Below are 17,530 nucleotides of genomic sequence, written 5' to 3'. Positions count from 1 at the left end.
TCATTAATTGATTTTTTCTATTGAAAAAGCAACAATTTTTTAGAAAACAGCCTTTAAAAAAGATGATTGGTTACAAAATACTCGCTTTATTATGGGATGAAGTGCAGTGGTTACTTTTCCAATATGTACTAGGGCTAAATTTATTGGGTGTATAAATACTAAAACGAAGCTGTGGATGATGAAGTATTTAACGGTGTTTATTAAATAAATATAAGGATCAATCTTTTATATTGAAATACTGTTTTTTATTTCAAATAGGGAAAGAAATCGTTTCATTTTTGAAGAATGGATACATTTTAAATAGGAATCTGGCGTATTTATTTATTTTATGAGAATTTTCCTTATATAACAGGAATCAATAGGTTGCTATCAGATTTTATTTGTTATAAGATTAGAATGATAATAAATTGATAATGAAGTTTCGACAATTTTGTGAACAAAACTTCTTTTTACTATGGAGGTATATAATATGAGTCAACCTAAATTAGTCATTAATGATTTACATGTTTCAATCGAAGAAAAAGAAATTATTAAAGGTCTTAACTTAGAAATAAAAGGTGGAGAAATTCACGCAATCATGGGACCAAACGGAACTGGTAAATCTACTTTATCTTCTGCAATCATGGGTCACCCAAAATATGAAGTAACTAGTGGTGAAGTAAGTCTTGATGATGAAGATGTATTAGAAATGGAAGTAGATGAGCGCGCACGTGCAGGTCTATTCTTAGCAATGCAATACCCAAGCGAAATTAGCGGTGTAACCAATGCTGACTTCTTACGTTCTGCTTTAAATAGCCGTTTAGGGGAAGGAAACGAAATTTCATTAATGAAATTTATTCGCAAAATGGATGAAAATATGGATTATCTAGAAATGGATCCAGACATGGCACAACGTTATTTAAATGAAGGCTTCTCAGGTGGGGAGAAAAAACGTAATGAAATTCTTCAATTAATGATGTTAAATCCTAAAATTGCGATTTTAGATGAAATCGATTCTGGTTTGGATATCGATGCATTGAAAGTTGTTTCAAAAGGAATCAACAAAATGCGCGAAGAGCGTAAAGAAGAGTTTGGTTGCTTAATCATTACTCACTACCAACGTTTATTAAACTACATCACTCCTGACTACGTTCACGTAATGATGCAAGGTCGTGTTGTTAAATCTGGCGGTCCTGAGCTTGCTCAACGCTTAGAAGCAGAAGGATATGATTGGATTAAAAAAGAGCTAGGTATTGAAGACGAAACTGTTGAACAAGAAGCGTAATCGTTAGGAGGATTGACCAATGACAACGGATATTAAATTACCATTTGACCAAGAATATCTTTCCTCTTTTTCGAAAGATATGAATGAACCTTCTTGGCTAACAGAGCTGCGTGTTAATGCTTTACAGCAAGCAGATGCTCTTCCAATGCCAAGACCGGACAAAACAAATATTAAAAACTGGAACTTTACACAATTTGAAAAACACATTGTAAGCAGTGAAGATTTTTCTGATGTAAATGAATTGCCAGAAGAAGTAAAAGCACTTATTGATTTAGAAAAAAATAAAACACTTTATATTCAAAGAAATAATCGTCCAACTTTCTTAGCTGTTTCCAATGAATTAAAAGAAAGTGGCGTCATTTTCACTGATATTTTTACAGCAGCAAGAGAGTATAGCGAGTTATTGCAAAAATACTTTATGAAAGATGCTGTTAAAGTAGATGAGCATAAATTAACTGCTTTGCATGCGGCTCTTTTAAATGGTGGAGTATTCTTGTATGTTCCTAAAAATGTAGTAGTGGAAGAACCAATTCAATCTATCTTCTTACATGATGACAAAGAAGCTAATCTTTTTAACCACGTTATTGTAGTGGCAGAAGACAATAGCTCTGTTGTTTATGTAGAAAACTATGTTTCTACTGTGGATCCTGAAGAGGCAGTGTTCAATATTGTAACGGAAGTAATTGCAAATGCGAATGCAAGAGTCCAATATGGAGCGGTAGATAATTTAGCACATGGTGTCACTACTTATGTAAACCGTCGTGGTGTTGCAGGTCGTGATGCTAAAATTGAATGGGCGTTAGGCTTCATGAATGATGGTAATACGATTTCTGATAATACAACGTACTTAATGGGTGATGGCTCTTTTGGTGATACGAAATCAGTAGTAGTTGGTCGTGGCGATCAAAAGCAAAACTTCACAACAAAAGTAGTTCATTATGGTAAGAGCTCTGAAGGCTATATCTTAAAACATGGTGTAATGAAAGATAAAGCTTCTTCTATCTTTAATGGTATTGGAAAAATTGAGCATGGTGCAACGAAAGCTAACGCTGAACAAGAATCTCGTGTTCTAATGTTAAGTGAAAAAGCAAGAGGCGATGCCAACCCAATTCTTTTAATTGACGAAGATGATGTAACTGCAGGTCATGCTGCATCTGTTGGTAGAGTAGATCCTTTACAATTGTATTACTTAATGAGTCGTGGTATTCCACAACATGAAGCAGAAAGATTAGTTATTCACGGTTTCTTAGCTCCAGTTGTAGAACAATTGCCAATTGAAGGTGTGAAAAAGCAATTAGTTGAGGTAATTGAAAGGAAAGTAAGATAATGGATAGCAAACATATTCGTTCTTATTTTCCAATCTTAAACCAAGAAGTCAACGGACATCCATTGGTTTATCTTGATAGTGCAGCTACTTCTCAGAAGCCTGTTCAGGTAATTGAAGCATTGGAAAAATACTATCGAGAGTATAATTCCAATGTACACCGTGGTGTTCATACCTTAGGGACTAGAGCAACGGATGCTTACGAAGGAGCGAGAGAAAAGGTAAGAAAGTTTATCTCTGCTTCATCCATAGAGGAAATTATCTTTACTCGTGGAACTACCACAGCACTCAATACAGTTGCACATAGCTATGCAATGGAAAATGTGAAAGAGGGGGATGAAATAGTCATCACCCCGATGGAACATCATAGTAATATCATTCCTTGGCAGCAAGTTGCCAAAAAAACGGGAGCAACACTAAAATATTTGCCACTTCAAGCAGATGGCACGGTTGCTATTGCAGATGTGGAAAACACAATTACATCGGCAACTAAAGTAGTTTCTATTGCTTATGTTTCTAATGTCCTTGGTGTCATTAATCCAATAAAGGAAATAGCTGCGATTGCCCATAAAAATGGAGCGGTGCTTGTAGTAGATGCAGCACAAGGGGCTCCGCATGTTAAAATAGATGTGCAGGACTTGGATTGTGATTTCCTTGGATTCTCTGCCCATAAAATGTGTGGTCCAACTGGAATTGGGGTACTTTATGGAAAGAAACATCTTTTAGAAAATATGGAGCCAATTGAATTTGGCGGTGAAATGATTGATTTTGTCGGTTTATACGAATCTACTTGGAAAGAACTTCCATGGAAGTTCGAAGCTGGTACTCCGATCATTGCAGGTGCCATTGGTCTTGGTGCTGCGATTGATTTTCTAGAAGAGATTGGATTAGAAAATATAACCGAACATGAACATAAATTAGCAGCCTATGCGATAGAGAAAATGTCTTCTGTAAACGGTCTAACTATTTATGGTCCGCAAAGTGCAAATAATCGGGCTGGCGTTATCACGTTTAATATTGAAGATATTCATCCACATGATGTCGCAACAGTGTTAGATGCTGAAGGAATTGCCGTACGTGCAGGACATCACTGTGCACAACCATTAATGAAATGGCTAAATGTTTCTGCAACCGCTCGTGCAAGTTTTTATCTATATAATTCGGAAGAAGATATTGATAAGCTTGTTGAAGGGATTGGCAAAACAAAGGAGTATTTTAGCGATGTCTTTTAATAACTTAGATTCACTTTATAGAAGTGTTATTATGGATCATTATAAAAATCCTCGGAACAAAGGTGTTCTTGAAGGAAGCTTGACCGTTAACATGAATAATCCAACCTGTGGGGACCGGATTCTTCTTACGATGAAAATTGAAGATGGGGTTGTCGTAGATACGAAATTTGATGGGGAAGGATGCTCCATTAGCATGTCTTCTGCATCCATGATGACACAAGCAATTAAAGGAAAAACAGTAGAGCAGGCGTTAAAAATGTCTGAATCATTCTCTGAGATGATTCAAGGAAAAGACTACGCTGATGATATAGACATGGGGGATATTGAAGCACTTCAAGGTGTAAGTAAATTTCCCGCAAGAATTAAATGTGCAACATTAGCTTGGAAAGCTATGGAAAAAGGGGTAAACGAAGGATTAGATTCGTAATGTACCACCAAGGTTGCATGTAGAATGGAGGAAAATGAAATGGCAAAAAAGATGCCCGAAATTGGGGATTATAAATATGGATTTTCAGATAAAGACGTTTCTATCTTTCGTTCTAAACGTGGATTAACGAAAGAAATCGTTGAAGAAATTTCAAAAATGAAGGCTGAACCACAATGGATGCTAGACTTCCGTTTGAAATCATTAGAGCATTTTTATAAAATGCCAATGCCACAATGGGGTGGCGACCTATCTGCTTTAAACTTTGATGAAATTACGTATTATGTAAAACCTTCAGAGAAAACAGAAAGATCATGGGATGAAGTACCAGATGAAATTAAACAAACATTTGATAAGCTTGGTATTCCAGAAGCTGAGCAAAAATACTTAGCAGGTGTATCTGCACAGTATGAATCAGAGGTTGTTTACCATAATATGCAGGAAGATTTAGAGAACATGGGAATTGTTTTCAAAGATACGGATTCTGCATTAAGAGAAAATGAAGATATTTTCCGTGAGCATTGGGCAACAGTTATCCCGCCTACAGATAATAAGTTTGCTGCCTTAAACTCAGCTGTATGGTCTGGTGGATCATTCATCTATGTTCCAAAAGGAATTAAAGTGGATACGCCATTACAAGCGTACTTCCGTATTAACTCTGAAAATATGGGACAATTTGAAAGAACGTTAATCATCGTGGATGAAGGTGCAAGTGTGCATTACGTGGAAGGATGTACAGCACCAGTATATACAACAAACTCTCTTCATAGTGCGGTTGTTGAAATCATTATTAAAAAAGATGCATATTGCCGTTATACGACGATTCAAAACTGGGCAAATAACGTATACAATCTAGTTACAAAGCGTGCTGTTTGTGATGCGAATGCTACTATGGAATGGATCGATGGAAATATTGGTTCTAAATTAACGATGAAATACCCTGCTGTTATCTTAAGAGGTGAAGGCGCAAGAGGAATGACTTTATCTATCGCCCTTGCTGGTAAAGGACAACACCAAGATGCTGGAGCGAAAATGCTTCACTTAGCTCCAAATACTTCTTCTACGATTGTTTCTAAATCTATTTCGAAACAAGGCGGAAAAGTAACATACCGTGGTATTGTTCACTTTGGACGTAAAGCGGATGGTGCTCGTTCTAATATCGAGTGTGACACATTAATTATGGATAACAAGTCTACTTCTGATACAATCCCTTATAATGAAATCTTGAACGATAATATTTCATTAGAGCACGAAGCAAAAGTTTCAAAAGTGTCTGAAGAGCAATTATTCTACTTAATGAGTAGAGGTATTTCCGAAGAAGAAGCAACAGAAATGATCGTAATGGGCTTTATCGAGCCCTTCACAAAAGAATTACCGATGGAATATGCAGTAGAAATGAACCGTCTGATTAAGTTCGAAATGGAAGGTTCTATTGGATAATATTTATAAGGGGGAGACGAACTTTTGGAGTTCGTCTTCTTTTATTTTTCGGTAATAGTTAAGAAAGTTGATGTTATATGCAAAGGACTTGAAACATATTTAAGGTTTGCACCTGATTTAAGCTTTGACAAATATTTGAGAGAATGTTTCAACTATTTTTTGCCATTTGAAATAGTTGGTTGAGGTAGTCTAATTAAATAAATTAATTATACGGAGGATGAAAATGAGAATTCAAATAATAGGAGGCTCAGGAACTGGAAAAAGCACCTTAGCGAAATATATTAGTGAAAAAGAAAAGATTAAATGGATTGATACAGATAATTACCTTTGGAAAGATGATACCTTTACAGAAAATAATCCGATGGAAAAACGCAAGGAAATGTATCAAAAAGATATTAACTCTAACAGTAGTTATGTGGTTTCTGGGTCTATTTTTATGTGGTGTCCTGATGGATTTAGTAACCGAGACCTATTAGTTTTTCTGTCTTTGGATGAAGACATCCGTATGGACAGACTGAGAGATAGAGAAAGTAAGCGAAACAATCTAAGTAAGATGTGGCTTGATGAAAATGGTGAATATACAAATGACTTTTTAGAATGGTGCAAAACATATTGGACAGCAAAAGAGAAAAGCATGGCAGGAACCTATGCTGAACAGGAATATCAAATGAAGATTTCAAAAAGTCCTGTTTTAAAGCTCGATAGTTCGAAATCATTGGATGAACTCTACGATGAGATTTTGAATCAATTAAAACTATAATAGAGGGTTAGGCTATTTCCATAATAAACAAAAATAGAAAATTATCACACATATACAGAACTCATAGTTGAAGTCTGTGAGTTCATAAATCTGGCTTCAAAAGGGAAAAAGTATGTATTGGATATTTCATTGCTTTCGTTAAATTTGTATGCTATATTAGCTTAAATACTTATTAAATAAGTTTAATAAGTATTTTTGTTTGTTGCTTATTAAATATATTTAATAAGTTTTGACTGTGGGTATTTGTAAATAATATCCAATTTTAAAAGGTGGTGAAAGAAGTGGATGCAACACCAAAATCAATGAAAACAATCATTCATCGTAGCATTCGTCTATTTCTTTTAGATAATGGAAGTGCAACAAAGGTAGAGCTTAGCGATAAATTAGGAATTAGTTTCCCAACAATCAGCAAATTCTTAACCCAGATGGAGAAGGATGGAGAATTGTTTTCAGCCGGTCTGGATGATTCGAGCGGTGGAAGAAGAGCAAAGCGATATACATATAATCCAGAGTATATGTTAGGATTAGCCATTTTTTTAGAAAGAACAGAGACAAATTATATTGTGTTTAACTGTCTAGGAGAAATAAAGGATGCCGGAAAAACTGCTAGTGCATTAAAGGATGACAATGTAAATTTACTGATCAAGTATGTGGAAGAATTAAAAAATAAATATCCGAAAATTAACGCTGTCTCTATTGGTGTTCCTGGTTCCGTTGATAATGGACGGATTATTTATATACCAGGCTATGAACATCTTCAAAACTTTGATTTGAAGGGATACTTAGAAAATCATTTCTCCCTACCAGTAATAATAGAAAACGATATGAATGCAGCAGTATTAGGATATCACGATCATAAGGAGAATAAGAACAATAAATCGCTTGTTTATCTATATTTAGGTCAAAATGGACCTGGTGCTGGACTTATTATAAATGGTGCTGTTGTGCGAGGTAGCTCTAATTTTTCAGGAGAAGTTTCATTTGTTCCTCAATATGATAAACGAAACTTTGGGCAAGCTTTTGAAAATGGCAAAGTGTTTATTTCGACAGAAGAGGAGATTGATGCAATAAGCAGATTGGTAGCTTCCTTTGTATCAATTATTAATCCCCATGCAATTATTTTTTGTGATGATGAAGTAGACCAACATATTATTAATCAGATTGAAAAACAAAGCGCTAATTATATTCCAAGAGAACATATCCCAGAACTTAGAATGAGTGAGTGGAAACAAGATTATCTATATGGATTACAAAGTCTTGGACTTGAGCGAATGATTACTGGAATAAGTAATAAGACAAATTAATACCTTAAAAAAAACATAGAGTGGGGGATATTCATGGCTACATTCTTTTTAGTAATCATCTTTTTGGCTTTTATCAGCTTAGGGTTACCAGATTCCTTATTGGGAGTGTCATGGTCATTAATGCAAGTGGAATTTAGGGCACCACTTGAGACTGCTGGAGTGCTTTTTATGACAATTGCCAGTGGAACGATCATTTCAAGCTTTATTAGCGGAACTGTGCTTAAAAAGTTTGGAACTGGCATTGTTACATTTGTTAGTTGTCTTATGACAGCTGGAGCACTGCTTGGCTTTCACTTGGCACCTTCGATTATTTGGCTTTTTATTTTTGCTGTACCACTCGGTTTAGGTGCGGGGGCAGTGGATACGGGATTAAACAATTATGTTGCTACCCATTATAAAGCACATCATATGAGTTGGCTTCATTGTTTTTGGGGAGTAGGTGCTACTCTTGGTCCAATCATTATGGCTCAGTTTATTTCTTCACAACATTCTTGGAGAAGTGGCTATCTTGCAATTGCAGGGATCCAATTTACGTTAGTAGTCATTTTGCTTTTTACGCTTCCTCTTTGGAAAAAGGCTGAGAGTAAGACAAATCGTCATCAAGAGGAGGAAAAGCTTGCAAATTCAAGTAGTACATTAGATGAAACGGAAATGGAAAATCAAAAACCGTGGCAAATTCGAGGGGTTAAGCTAGCTTTGCTAGCATTCTTATTTTATTGTGGGGCTGAAGCGGCAGTTGGGCTTTGGGGAAGTAGCTTCCTTGTAAATGCTAAACATGTATCTATCGATGTAGCGGCAAAATGGGTTTCTTTGTTTTACGCAGGAATAACTGTTGGAAGATTTATCACAGGCTTTATTACTTTGAAAATGAGTAATCGAAGGTTAATACGCTGGGGGCAAATAATCGCCTTGGTTGGTGCAACGCTTTTGTTTTTACCTTTCCCCGTTCTTTTTTCACTAGTAGGTTTTATTATGATTGGATTAGGATTAGCACCGATCTTTCCATGTATGCTGCATGAAACACCACTCCGATTTGGAAGGAAGCATTCTCAAACAATCATGGGCTATCAAATGGCAGTTGCTTATACAGGTAGTACCTTTTTGCCCCCTATGCTCGGATTTGTGGCAGCAAAATCAACAATAGGAATTTTCCCTTTTATCATTGCAGGTTTTATTGCAATCATGTTAGGGAGTTCTGAAAAACTAAATTCTACTTTGGCTAGAACAGATGTAAAAAACATTGAAAAAAGTAACTCAACAGTTGTTTGAATTATTCCTAAAGGATGTACCAGATAATGTAGTTGTAGGTGGAAATCCAGCAAGAATTCTGAAACAAATCGAGGAATAGAATAATAGCTTGGGAGGAAATCAAATGATTAAATTAGTGCTAACCGATATGGATGGTACATTTTTAAATAATAACGGCGATTTTAATAGGGAATTGTATAAAAAGGTAAAAAATATAATGAAAGACAAAGGTGTGGCTTTTGCACCTGTTACTGGCAAACAATGTGAACGGATTGAAGAGTTATTTGGAGAAGATGCAAAAGATATATGGATTTTAGGCGATAGTGCCACTCGAATCAAGCATAATGGAAAAATTGTTTATGAATCCCTGTTAAGTAATGAACTAGGGTTAGAAATTATTCGCTTACTAGAGGAAATTAGTCCAAATCATACTATAATTGCCTGTACTAGAAGTGGTGCATTCATAAAGGATAGCCTTGCTCCTGAAGAATCCTCCATTGTAAGAAGGTCTTATGCACAAGTAAGGATAGTATCTGATTTCAAAGAAATAACAGAAGATTTTGTAAAGATAACCATTCACGACTCACAGCTTAAATGTTTTGAAACAAGAGAAAGATTGTCTTCCTTTTTTAATTCTGCTTATATTGTGGCATCTGAAGCAGCTTGGATTGATATAGCCAATGTAAATGTTCACAAGGGCACAACTGTTGAGCACTTACAGCAGTTGCTAAATATTACACCAGAAGAAACCATGGCATTTGGGGATGGTTATAATGATATAGAACTGATGACTCGTAGTAACTATAGTTTTGCTGTTCGAAATGCAGTGGAAGAATTGAAAAATGCAGCGAATTTTATTACTCGATCGAATCAAGAAGATGCTGTAATGAAAACAATCATTCAAATGTTATCTCTATCATAAAGTAGCAATTTACTCATAAGATTCATTCAAGATACTTATCTGCAAAGGAAAAGGTATTCTCTTTTTCATTTGGTTAAGAGGACTTTTATTTTACACACTTTTAGTATATAATTTCTTTATTGGAAAAGAGGGTGTATAATGGAGAAAACGAAACCATATGGAACGGTTTTATTAAGGGCAGCAAAAATTATGGACTATCTTTCAGAGAATCCAAATCAGTCCTTGCAAAGAATTGCTCATAACACGGAAATGACCACTTCCACTACCTTGAAAATATTGGATACTTTATTGTTGATCGGCTTTGTCAGCAGGGATAAAAATAAAAATTATCGGTTAGGGTCCAAGCTTATTCGGTATGCCAATCAGGGTGTGGATCAACTGGACTTAGTAGAGATAACATTGCCTTATTTAGAAAAACTGCAAAAATTAATTGATGAAACAATCCATCTAGGTGTTCTAGTTGATAATGAAATATTATATGTGAATAAGTTAGATGCTAAACATCAGACAATAAGAATGTCATCAAGAGTGGGAATAACAAGGCCATTGTATAGTTCAGCAATGGGGAAAGCAGTCCTTGCAGAATTGGAAGAAGAGGATTATTTAGATTATATAAAAGCAACTCCATTAGTTCCGTATACGGAACATACCATAACCAACACTTTAAAATTGGCTTCAGAATTACAGAAAGTTAGAGAGACTGGGATTGCCTTTGATGATGAGGAAATGGAGAAAGATATTTTCTGTATTGGAGCTTCATTAAAAAAAGATGGGAAAATCATTGGAGCATTTAGTGTAAGTATGCCAAAATATAGACTTTCAGAAGACTTTAAAAACCAAATAATAAAGGCTATCGTCGAAACGAAAAATGAGTTAATGCAAACTTGGACTCATTAAATCGTTTCGGCGATTTTTTTTATTTTATGATTAACGTTTACATTTTTCGGAAAAGTATGTATAATCAAGTTGTGTATTTCTTAATAGTAAATATTAATTTCTAAATAAGAAAAGAGTGATAGAGTTGAAACGAGTTGAGACATTACAACGCTTAAAAGGAGCGGGAGTTATCGCGGTAGTTCGTGGCAACAGTAAGGAAGAGGCTGTAAAGGCAAGTAGCGCGGTAGTTCAGGGAGGCATGAAGGGAATCGAATTAACTTTTACTGTTCCCAATGCAGATAAAGCTATTAGCGAATTAGTGGAAATGTATAAGCATGATTCGGAAATTGTAATTGGTGCAGGTACTGTTTTAGATGCAGTAACGGCTCGTCTAGCAATTATGGCTGGAGCAGAATATATTGTTAGTCCAAACTTTGATAAAGAAACGGCCGAACTATGTAATCTATATCAAATACCGTATCTTCCTGGATGTTTAACGATTACGGAAATGAAAGAGGCATTGAAGGCAGGGGTAGATATCATCAAGCTATTCCCAGGTAGTGCTTATGGGCCAAATATTGTGTCCGCTTTCAAAGCGCCAATGCCTCAATTAAATATTATGCCAACAGGCGGGGTTAGCTTGGAAAATATGGAGCACTGGTTTAATGCTGGGGTAGTTGCTGTAGGGGTTGGAGGAAATCTATTAGCATCTGTAGCATCTGGAGACTTTGACAAAGTTACAGAGATTGCTAGTCATTATATGGAAAAATTCCATCAAATCAAAGGAGCTTAGATATGGGGAAGGTTGTCACATTAGGTGAAATCATGCTTCGCCTTTCAACTGATTCTGGTATTCGTATCGCACAGGCTGATAATCTTCACGCTCACTATGGCGGGGGAGAAGCAAATGTAGCTATTTCGCTTGCCAATTTTGGTCATGATGTCTATTTTGCTAGTAAAATTCCAGACAATAGCTTAGGTGAAGGCGTGAAAAAGCATTTAACTCGTTATGGTGTTCATACCGATTTTCTCATAAGCGGTGGTTCTCGGTTAGGCACTTATTATATGGAAGCTGGAATTGGAGAAAGAGCGGTAAATGTGATTTATGATCGCGCGCGTTCGAGTTTTGCGGAAGTGACTGAGAATGAATGGTCAAATGAAGAACTATTTAAAAATGTCGATATCTTTCATATCTCTGGGATTACGCCGGCATTGTCCTCAGACTGGCAAAAAACAACGATAACACTGATAAAAGCTGCGAAAGAGGCTGGCTGTAAAATCAGCTTTGATATTAACTATCGAGGGAAATTATGGTCCCAAAAAGAAGCGGGAGAAGCAATTTCAGAAATTTTACCACTAGTAGACTATTGTTCAGCAGGCAAGCTTGATGCAATCTATCTTTTAGGAATTTCTGAATACACAGGCGATGATAATGAATTAGCATACTACTATCAAGAAATACAGAAGAAGTTTCCGAATATTTCTATTTTATATTCAACGAAAAGAAAAGTACTTTCCGCTAGTAGTAATGAATTAATAGGAACACTATGGATGAACAATAGCTACTATGAATCTCAAAAACATCTAATTAATCCCATTGTTGATAGAGTAGGAGGAGGGGATGCTTTTGCGGGAGGCGTTCTTCATGGAATATTAGTTCAAGACACTGCTCAGGAGATTATTAATTTTGCTACAGCTGCATCTGCTTTAAAACATACTATTTATGGTGATTGTAATCAATTTAGTGAACCAGAGGTCAAGAGCTTTTTATTAGCTGGCTCTGGAAAAATAAATCGATAGGAGCGACTTTAAAATGCAAAATATGGAAACACGTTATACACATAGCCCAGAGGATATTCGTCACTACTCTACAGAACAATTACGAAAAGAGTTTTTAGTAGAAAAAGTATTTATACCTGGAGAAATCAGTTTGACTTATACACATAATGACCGCATGATTTTCGGTGGAGTTACGCCAACTGAAACGTCATTGGAAATTAGTTTAGATAAACAATTGGGTGTAGATTATTTCTTGGAACGCCGTGAGCTAGGAGTCATTAATATTGGTGGACCTGGTTATATCGAAATCGATGGTGAAAAAGAAGAAATGAAAAAGCAGGATGGCTATTATATTGGCAAAGAAACACGTCATGTAGTCTTTTCTTCTGAAAATCCCAACAATCCAGCTAAATTTTATATTAGTTCCGTACCAGCGCACCACAAATATCCAAATGTAAAAATTAGCATTGATAATATTAAACCGATGGAAACTGGCGAACCATTAACATTAAATCAACGAAAAATCTATCAATACATTCATCCAAATGTATGTGAAAGCTGTCAATTGCAAATGGGCTACACCATTTTAGAGCCAGGTAGTGCTTGGAATACAATGCCTTCCCATACACATGAAAGACGAATGGAAGCATATGTGTATTTTGATATGGAAGAAGATACACGTATTTTCCACATGATGGGTAAGCCAGATGAAACAAAGCATTTAGTTATGAGCAGTGAACAAGCAGCGATTTCACCGAGCTGGTCTATTCATTCTGGAGTTGGTACAAGTAATTATTCCTTTATTTGGGCGATGTGTGGAGAAAATATTACGTATACGGATATGGATATGATTCCAATGGATAAATTGAAATAAAAGGAGAGAAAAAGATGACATTTGAAATGGATAAATTCCGTGTGGACGGGAAAGTAGCGTTAGTTACAGGCGCAATATATGGAATTGGTTTTGAAATTGCAAGCGCCTTATCAAAAGCGGGAGCAAAAATTGTATTTAATTCCTTAAATCAAGAATCTGTAGATCAAGGTGTTCAAAGTTATCAAGAAGCTGGGATTGAAGCAAAGGGCTACGTTTTTGATGTAACGGATGAGGCGGCAGTTCAAGCGGCGATTCAGCAAATAAAAGAGGAAGTTGGTCCGATTGATATTTTAGTAAATAATGCTGGAATTATCAAACGTATTCCAATGGTAGAAATGACAGCAGAGGATTTCCGTCAAGTTGTTGATGTAGATTTGAATGGACCGTTTATCGTTTCAAAAGCAGTTATTCCGGATATGATTCAAAATGGTGGTGGTAAAATCATTAACATCTGCTCTATGATGAGTGAACTTGGTCGGGAAACAGTTAGTGCTTATGCTGCTGCTAAAGGTGGATTAAAAATGCTCACAAAGAATATTGCTTCAGAATATGGAGAATACAATATTCAATGTAATGGAATTGGACCAGGTTATATTGCAACACCGCAAACAGCGCCATTACGGGAAAAGCAAGCTGATGGCTCCCGTCATCCATTTGATCAATTTATTATCGGAAAAACACCTGCTGCTCGTTGGGGGAACCCTGAGGACCTAGCTGGTTCAGCAGTGTTTTTAGCATCGGAAGCGTCGAACTTTGTTAATGGTCATATTCTCTATGTTGATGGGGGAATATTGGCGTATATTGGGAAACAGCCATGATAAATACAAAAGATACCAGATTGCACGAGAAGGATTTCATGATTTGGTAGATTGGCAGTTCTCCAAGACTAAAGTAAAACGCAACATAGAAATAATCAAGTGTTATATGATTTCTTAGGTTAATCATTAAGACTTTCATTTAAAATAGGTTTATATTTTTAGTAGCTTTACATCAGGGGAGGTAGTGAATTTACCTTCCTTTTTATGTTGCCTTTTAAATTCCTTCGGTGATAGCTTTAGTACATCTTTAAATGCAATTGTAAAGTAATTGCTGCTTTCGAAGCCAACTTCATATGCGATATCAGTAATCTTCATGTCTGATTTTAATAATAATTCAATAGCCTTATTGATACGATATTTTCGTAGATAGCTTATAGGAGTATCCCGAAAGTTATTTTTAAAGAAACGACAAAATTGCTCTTTGCTCAAATGAAGAACAGATGATAACTCCTCCAGTGTTACTGGGGATGTGTAATTATTAGAAATGTATTCTAATATCTTTTTTTGTCTCTCAATATTTCGATCGCCACGTTCGGGTACAAGCTGTGATTTAGGTGGATATGTCATAAAATAATAAAGTAACTGGAGAAGTAGGCTTTTTAGTAATAGCTCTCTTCCGTTTTCTTTTTCTATAAAACTATTTTCCATTTGTCTTATCAATGGTAGAATTTTCTTTTTATTATTCTGGCTTTCTATCGAGAATATATAAGAATGCTTATTTTCGAATAATGGATTCAAATAATCCTGCTGAATTTGATCATTGGTATAGCTATTTACAAAGTTCGGGTGAAAGACTATCGATGAAAAATGACAAGGCATATTGTTTGTGCGGTATGCACCATGAAGACTGTTAGGTGGTATAAATATTAAGGTTTCCGTATTGGCAATTAATGATTTACTTCCTGTCATTACTTCCATTTCTCCTTCTCGTACATATAGTATTTCTGCTTCATCATGCCAATGTTTATATAATGTAATTTCGTTTTCTCCCTCTTGATTTGTATGGTGAAGTGAGTAAGGAAATATCGCGGAACCATGGGAAATTATCTCCTTTAAATCTTCGTTAACTATTGAATTCTCCATTTTTAGCCCCCCCTATTAAATGACATGATATTAATATAAATTAGACATCATATTAATTTTTATTGGAAAAAATCCATTTATAATAATAGTAAGTGCTTACAAATAAAATTTCAAGGAGACCGGAAGAAATGACTTATTTTACAAAATCTAATCATAAATTGATTTGTAAACAAAATGGTGAAACAATACAAATAGAAGCCTGGGGAAAAAATAGTCTTCGTGTTAGATCAAGAAAAATGGGCCCAATCTTAGAAGCTGATTTTGCGCTATTACCACAGAAGGAAAATTCAGTAAAAATTAAAATGGAAGATAAAAAAGCATGGATTGAAAATGGAAAGATTCGTGGGGTAATCGATTTAGATAATTGGGGAAATCATCCAAACATTCGCTTTTATAACGATAAGGGAGATAGCTTATTAAATGAAAGGGACAGAGGAGGAGCATTGGCTAGGGAAGCAAGAAAATACAAACCAATTATTGGAGGAGATTATCAGCTAGCCATTTCTTTTGAATCAAATCCAAAGGAAAAAATCTATGGCATGGGTCAATACCAAATGGAGAGAATGAACCTAAAAGGATGCAGTCTGGAATTGGCTCATCGAAATTCACAAGCAAGTGTTCCTTTTTATGTTTCTAATTTAGGATATGGTTTTTTCTGGCATAATCCTGCAATAGGAAAGGTTTATTTCGGTATTAATGAAACAGAATGGCTGGCAGAAAGTTCGAAACAAATGGATTATTGGATTACGGCAGGGGATACACCAGCTGAAATAGAAGAAGCATATGCAGAAGCAACAGGAAAAGTACCGATGATGCCTGAGTATGGACTAGGTTTTTGGCAATGTAAGCTACGTTACTCTACACAAGAAGAATTATTAAGTGTAGCAAGAGAATATAAAGCTAGAAATTTGCCAATTGATGTTATCGTAATTGACTTTTTCCATTGGCCAGAAATGGGAGATTTTCGGTTCAATGAAGAATTTTTCCCTAATCCCAAAGCAATGGTTGATGAGCTCAAAGAGATGGGGATTGAATTAATGGTATCAATCTGGCCGCAAGTTTCTTTTAAAAGTGAAAACCATCAGGAGATGAACCAAAAAGGATTGCTTGTAAAAAGTGAATATGGGGTAGATGTGCATATGCAATTCGGAGGAGATAGTGTCTTCTTTGATGCAACAAATCCTGAGGCACGAAAGTATGTCTGGCAAAAATGCAAACAAAATTATTATGACTATGGAATTAAAGTGTTTTGGCTAGATGAAGCAGAACCAGAGTACAAAACTTATGATTATAGCAACTACCGGTATTATGACGGACCGAATACACAGATTGGAAATGTTTATCCTCAGAAATTTTCGCAAACCTTTTTCGAGGGTCAAACAGATGCTGGTCAAGAAAATATTGTTAACCTTGTTCGCTGCGCATGGGCAGGAAGTCAACGATATGGAGCATTAGTATGGTCAGGAGATATCCATTCTAACTATGGAGATTTTCGAAAACAAATATGTGCTGGACTTCATATGGGACTCGCTGGTATTCCATGGTGGACTACAGATATTGGAGGATTCGGTGGAGGCAATCCAGATGATCCTGATTTTAGAGAATTACTAGTTCGTTGGTTCCAATATGGTACGTTTTGTCCTGTTATGCGATTACATGGAGATCGATCTCCGCAAAAAAATCTGTTCTCAAAATCAGGAAAACAAGAAATGCATACTGGAGCGGCAAATGAGGTATGGAGCTTCGGTGAGGAAGCATATAAAATTCTTGTTAAGTACATGCATATCCGTGAATCTATGAAAGATTATACAAGAGAATTAATGAAAGAGGCTCATGAAAAGGGCTCTCCAGTTATCCGAACACTTTTCTATGAGTTTCCAGAAGACGAAGTGGCATGGGATATCACTAATCAATATATGTATGGCGGTGATATTTTAGTTGCTCCAATTGTCGAAGCACATAAGACAAGCAGAGAAGTGTATTTACCAGCTGGTATATGGGTGAATGCTCATGATGGGAATGAATATCTAGGAAAGAAAAGCTATGTGGTGGATGCACCACTAGATCGGTTACCTGTTTTTTTGCGTAATGGTAAACAAGCATATCTAATAGGAAAAATATAATAGAAGCATTCCTGTTAGAAGGATTTTCGGGGACTTGAACAAAAAAGAGCCCTCTTGGT

16 protein-coding genes are annotated in these 17,530 nt (G+C 35.9%); 15 read left to right on the top strand and 1 reads right to left on the bottom strand.

Annotation, left to right across the window (positions count from 1 at the left end; genetic code table 11):
* Positions 1–469: 469 nt before the first annotated feature.
* From sufC to RTL21_RS22235, 14 genes are all read left to right on the top strand, one after another.
* Positions 470–1,264, top strand: a complete 795-nt coding sequence (sufC, locus tag RTL21_RS22300; RefSeq protein ID WP_312099253.1) for a Fe-S cluster assembly ATPase SufC — start codon at positions 470–472, stop codon at positions 1,262–1,264.
* A gap of 19 nt (positions 1,265–1,283) precedes the next feature.
* Complete coding sequence (sufD, locus tag RTL21_RS22295; protein ID WP_312099251.1) at positions 1,284–2,591, top strand: Fe-S cluster assembly protein SufD; 1,308 nt, start codon at positions 1,284–1,286, stop codon at positions 2,589–2,591.
* Complete coding sequence (locus RTL21_RS22290; protein WP_312099249.1) at positions 2,591–3,820, top strand: cysteine desulfurase; 1,230 nt, start codon at positions 2,591–2,593, stop codon at positions 3,818–3,820. The genes sufD and RTL21_RS22290 overlap by 1 nt, the downstream gene beginning before the upstream one ends.
* Positions 3,810–4,247: a Fe-S cluster assembly sulfur transfer protein SufU gene (sufU, locus tag RTL21_RS22285; RefSeq protein WP_312099259.1), complete on the top strand. Its 438-nt coding sequence runs from the start codon at positions 3,810–3,812 to the stop codon at positions 4,245–4,247. Before RTL21_RS22290 ends, sufU begins: the two co-directional genes overlap by 11 nt.
* 39 nt (positions 4,248–4,286) lie before the next feature.
* Entirely contained in the window at positions 4,287–5,684 is a 1,398-nt protein-coding gene (gene sufB, locus RTL21_RS22280; RefSeq protein WP_312099247.1) for a Fe-S cluster assembly protein SufB, read from the top strand.
* Positions 5,685–5,907: 223 nt separating this feature from the next.
* Positions 5,908–6,444, top strand: a complete 537-nt coding sequence (locus RTL21_RS22275) for an AAA family ATPase (RefSeq protein WP_312099246.1) — start codon at positions 5,908–5,910, stop codon at positions 6,442–6,444.
* A 272-nt stretch (positions 6,445–6,716) separates the two neighbouring features.
* On the top strand, positions 6,717–7,748 hold the full coding sequence (locus tag RTL21_RS22270; protein ID WP_396954491.1) for an ROK family transcriptional regulator: 1,032 nt from the start codon (positions 6,717–6,719) through the stop codon (positions 7,746–7,748).
* Between the two features lie 33 nt (positions 7,749–7,781).
* Entirely contained in the window at positions 7,782–9,017 is a 1,236-nt protein-coding gene (locus RTL21_RS22265; protein ID WP_312099244.1) for an MFS transporter, read from the top strand.
* Positions 9,018–9,120: 103 nt separating this feature from the next.
* On the top strand, positions 9,121–9,918 hold the full coding sequence (locus tag RTL21_RS22260; protein ID WP_312099242.1) for a Cof-type HAD-IIB family hydrolase: 798 nt from the start codon (positions 9,121–9,123) through the stop codon (positions 9,916–9,918).
* A 138-nt stretch (positions 9,919–10,056) separates the two neighbouring features.
* Positions 10,057–10,815, top strand: a complete 759-nt coding sequence (locus RTL21_RS22255; RefSeq protein WP_312099241.1) for an IclR family transcriptional regulator — start codon at positions 10,057–10,059, stop codon at positions 10,813–10,815.
* Between the two features lie 124 nt (positions 10,816–10,939).
* Positions 10,940–11,587, top strand: a complete 648-nt coding sequence (locus RTL21_RS22250; protein ID WP_312099240.1) for a bifunctional 4-hydroxy-2-oxoglutarate aldolase/2-dehydro-3-deoxy-phosphogluconate aldolase — start codon at positions 10,940–10,942, stop codon at positions 11,585–11,587.
* Between the two features lie 2 nt (positions 11,588–11,589).
* Complete coding sequence (locus RTL21_RS22245; RefSeq protein WP_312099239.1) at positions 11,590–12,594, top strand: PfkB family carbohydrate kinase; 1,005 nt, start codon at positions 11,590–11,592, stop codon at positions 12,592–12,594.
* 22 nt (positions 12,595–12,616) lie between these two features.
* Positions 12,617–13,447 carry a 5-dehydro-4-deoxy-D-glucuronate isomerase gene (gene kduI, locus RTL21_RS22240; protein WP_312099255.1) on the top strand — a complete coding sequence of 277 codons (831 nt, stop codon included), beginning with the start codon at positions 12,617–12,619 and terminating at the stop codon, positions 13,445–13,447.
* 14 nt (positions 13,448–13,461) lie between these two features.
* The gene (locus RTL21_RS22235; RefSeq protein ID WP_312099238.1) at positions 13,462–14,265 is read left to right on the top strand and encodes a gluconate 5-dehydrogenase; all 804 of its coding nucleotides are present in this window, start codon (positions 13,462–13,464) and stop codon (positions 14,263–14,265) included.
* A 150-nt stretch (positions 14,266–14,415) separates the two neighbouring features.
* Here RTL21_RS22235 and RTL21_RS22230 read toward each other — a convergent pair whose 3' ends face one another.
* Entirely contained in the window at positions 14,416–15,348 is a 933-nt protein-coding gene (locus RTL21_RS22230; protein ID WP_312099237.1) for an AraC family transcriptional regulator, read from the bottom strand.
* 128 nt (positions 15,349–15,476) lie between these two features.
* On the opposite strand from RTL21_RS22230, the gene RTL21_RS22225 reads away from it, so the two are divergent.
* The gene (locus tag RTL21_RS22225) at positions 15,477–17,471 is read left to right on the top strand and encodes a glycoside hydrolase family 31 protein (RefSeq protein WP_312099236.1); all 1,995 of its coding nucleotides are present in this window, start codon (positions 15,477–15,479) and stop codon (positions 17,469–17,471) included.
* The last annotated feature ends 59 nt before the right edge of the window (positions 17,472–17,530 follow it).

The organism is Niallia sp. (genome assembly GCF_031978665.1).
Classification (GTDB): domain Bacteria; phylum Bacillota; class Bacilli; order Bacillales; family Cytobacillaceae; genus Niallia.
Note: the sequence above shows the minus strand (reverse complement) of the source record. Positions and strands in the feature narration are given on the sequence as shown.

What these genes read in the sequence shown, in the direction of transcription:
- sufC (WP_312099253.1), top strand. Translation starts at nt 470, where the DNA reads ATGAGTCAACCTAAATTAGTCATTAATGATTTACATGTTTCAATCGAA.
- RTL21_RS22235 (WP_312099238.1), top strand. Translation starts at nt 13,462, where the DNA reads ATGACATTTGAAATGGATAAATTCCGTGTGGACGGGAAAGTAGCGTTA.
- RTL21_RS22290 (WP_312099249.1), top strand. Translation starts at nt 2,591, where the DNA reads ATGGATAGCAAACATATTCGTTCTTATTTTCCAATCTTAAACCAAGAA.
- sufD (WP_312099251.1), top strand. Translation starts at nt 1,284, where the DNA reads ATGACAACGGATATTAAATTACCATTTGACCAAGAATATCTTTCCTCT.
- RTL21_RS22225 (WP_312099236.1), top strand. Translation starts at nt 15,477, where the DNA reads ATGACTTATTTTACAAAATCTAATCATAAATTGATTTGTAAACAAAAT.
- RTL21_RS22255 (WP_312099241.1), top strand. Translation starts at nt 10,057, where the DNA reads ATGGAGAAAACGAAACCATATGGAACGGTTTTATTAAGGGCAGCAAAA.
- kduI (WP_312099255.1), top strand. Translation starts at nt 12,617, where the DNA reads ATGGAAACACGTTATACACATAGCCCAGAGGATATTCGTCACTACTCT.
- RTL21_RS22260 (WP_312099242.1), top strand. Translation starts at nt 9,121, where the DNA reads ATGATTAAATTAGTGCTAACCGATATGGATGGTACATTTTTAAATAAT.
- sufU (WP_312099259.1), top strand. Translation starts at nt 3,810, where the DNA reads ATGTCTTTTAATAACTTAGATTCACTTTATAGAAGTGTTATTATGGAT.
- RTL21_RS22275 (WP_312099246.1), top strand. Translation starts at nt 5,908, where the DNA reads ATGAGAATTCAAATAATAGGAGGCTCAGGAACTGGAAAAAGCACCTTA.
- RTL21_RS22230 (WP_312099237.1), bottom strand. Translation starts at nt 15,348, where the DNA reads ATGGAGAATTCAATAGTTAACGAAGATTTAAAGGAGATAATTTCCCAT.
- sufB (WP_312099247.1), top strand. Translation starts at nt 4,287, where the DNA reads ATGGCAAAAAAGATGCCCGAAATTGGGGATTATAAATATGGATTTTCA.
- RTL21_RS22245 (WP_312099239.1), top strand. Translation starts at nt 11,590, where the DNA reads ATGGGGAAGGTTGTCACATTAGGTGAAATCATGCTTCGCCTTTCAACT.
- RTL21_RS22265 (WP_312099244.1), top strand. Translation starts at nt 7,782, where the DNA reads ATGGCTACATTCTTTTTAGTAATCATCTTTTTGGCTTTTATCAGCTTA.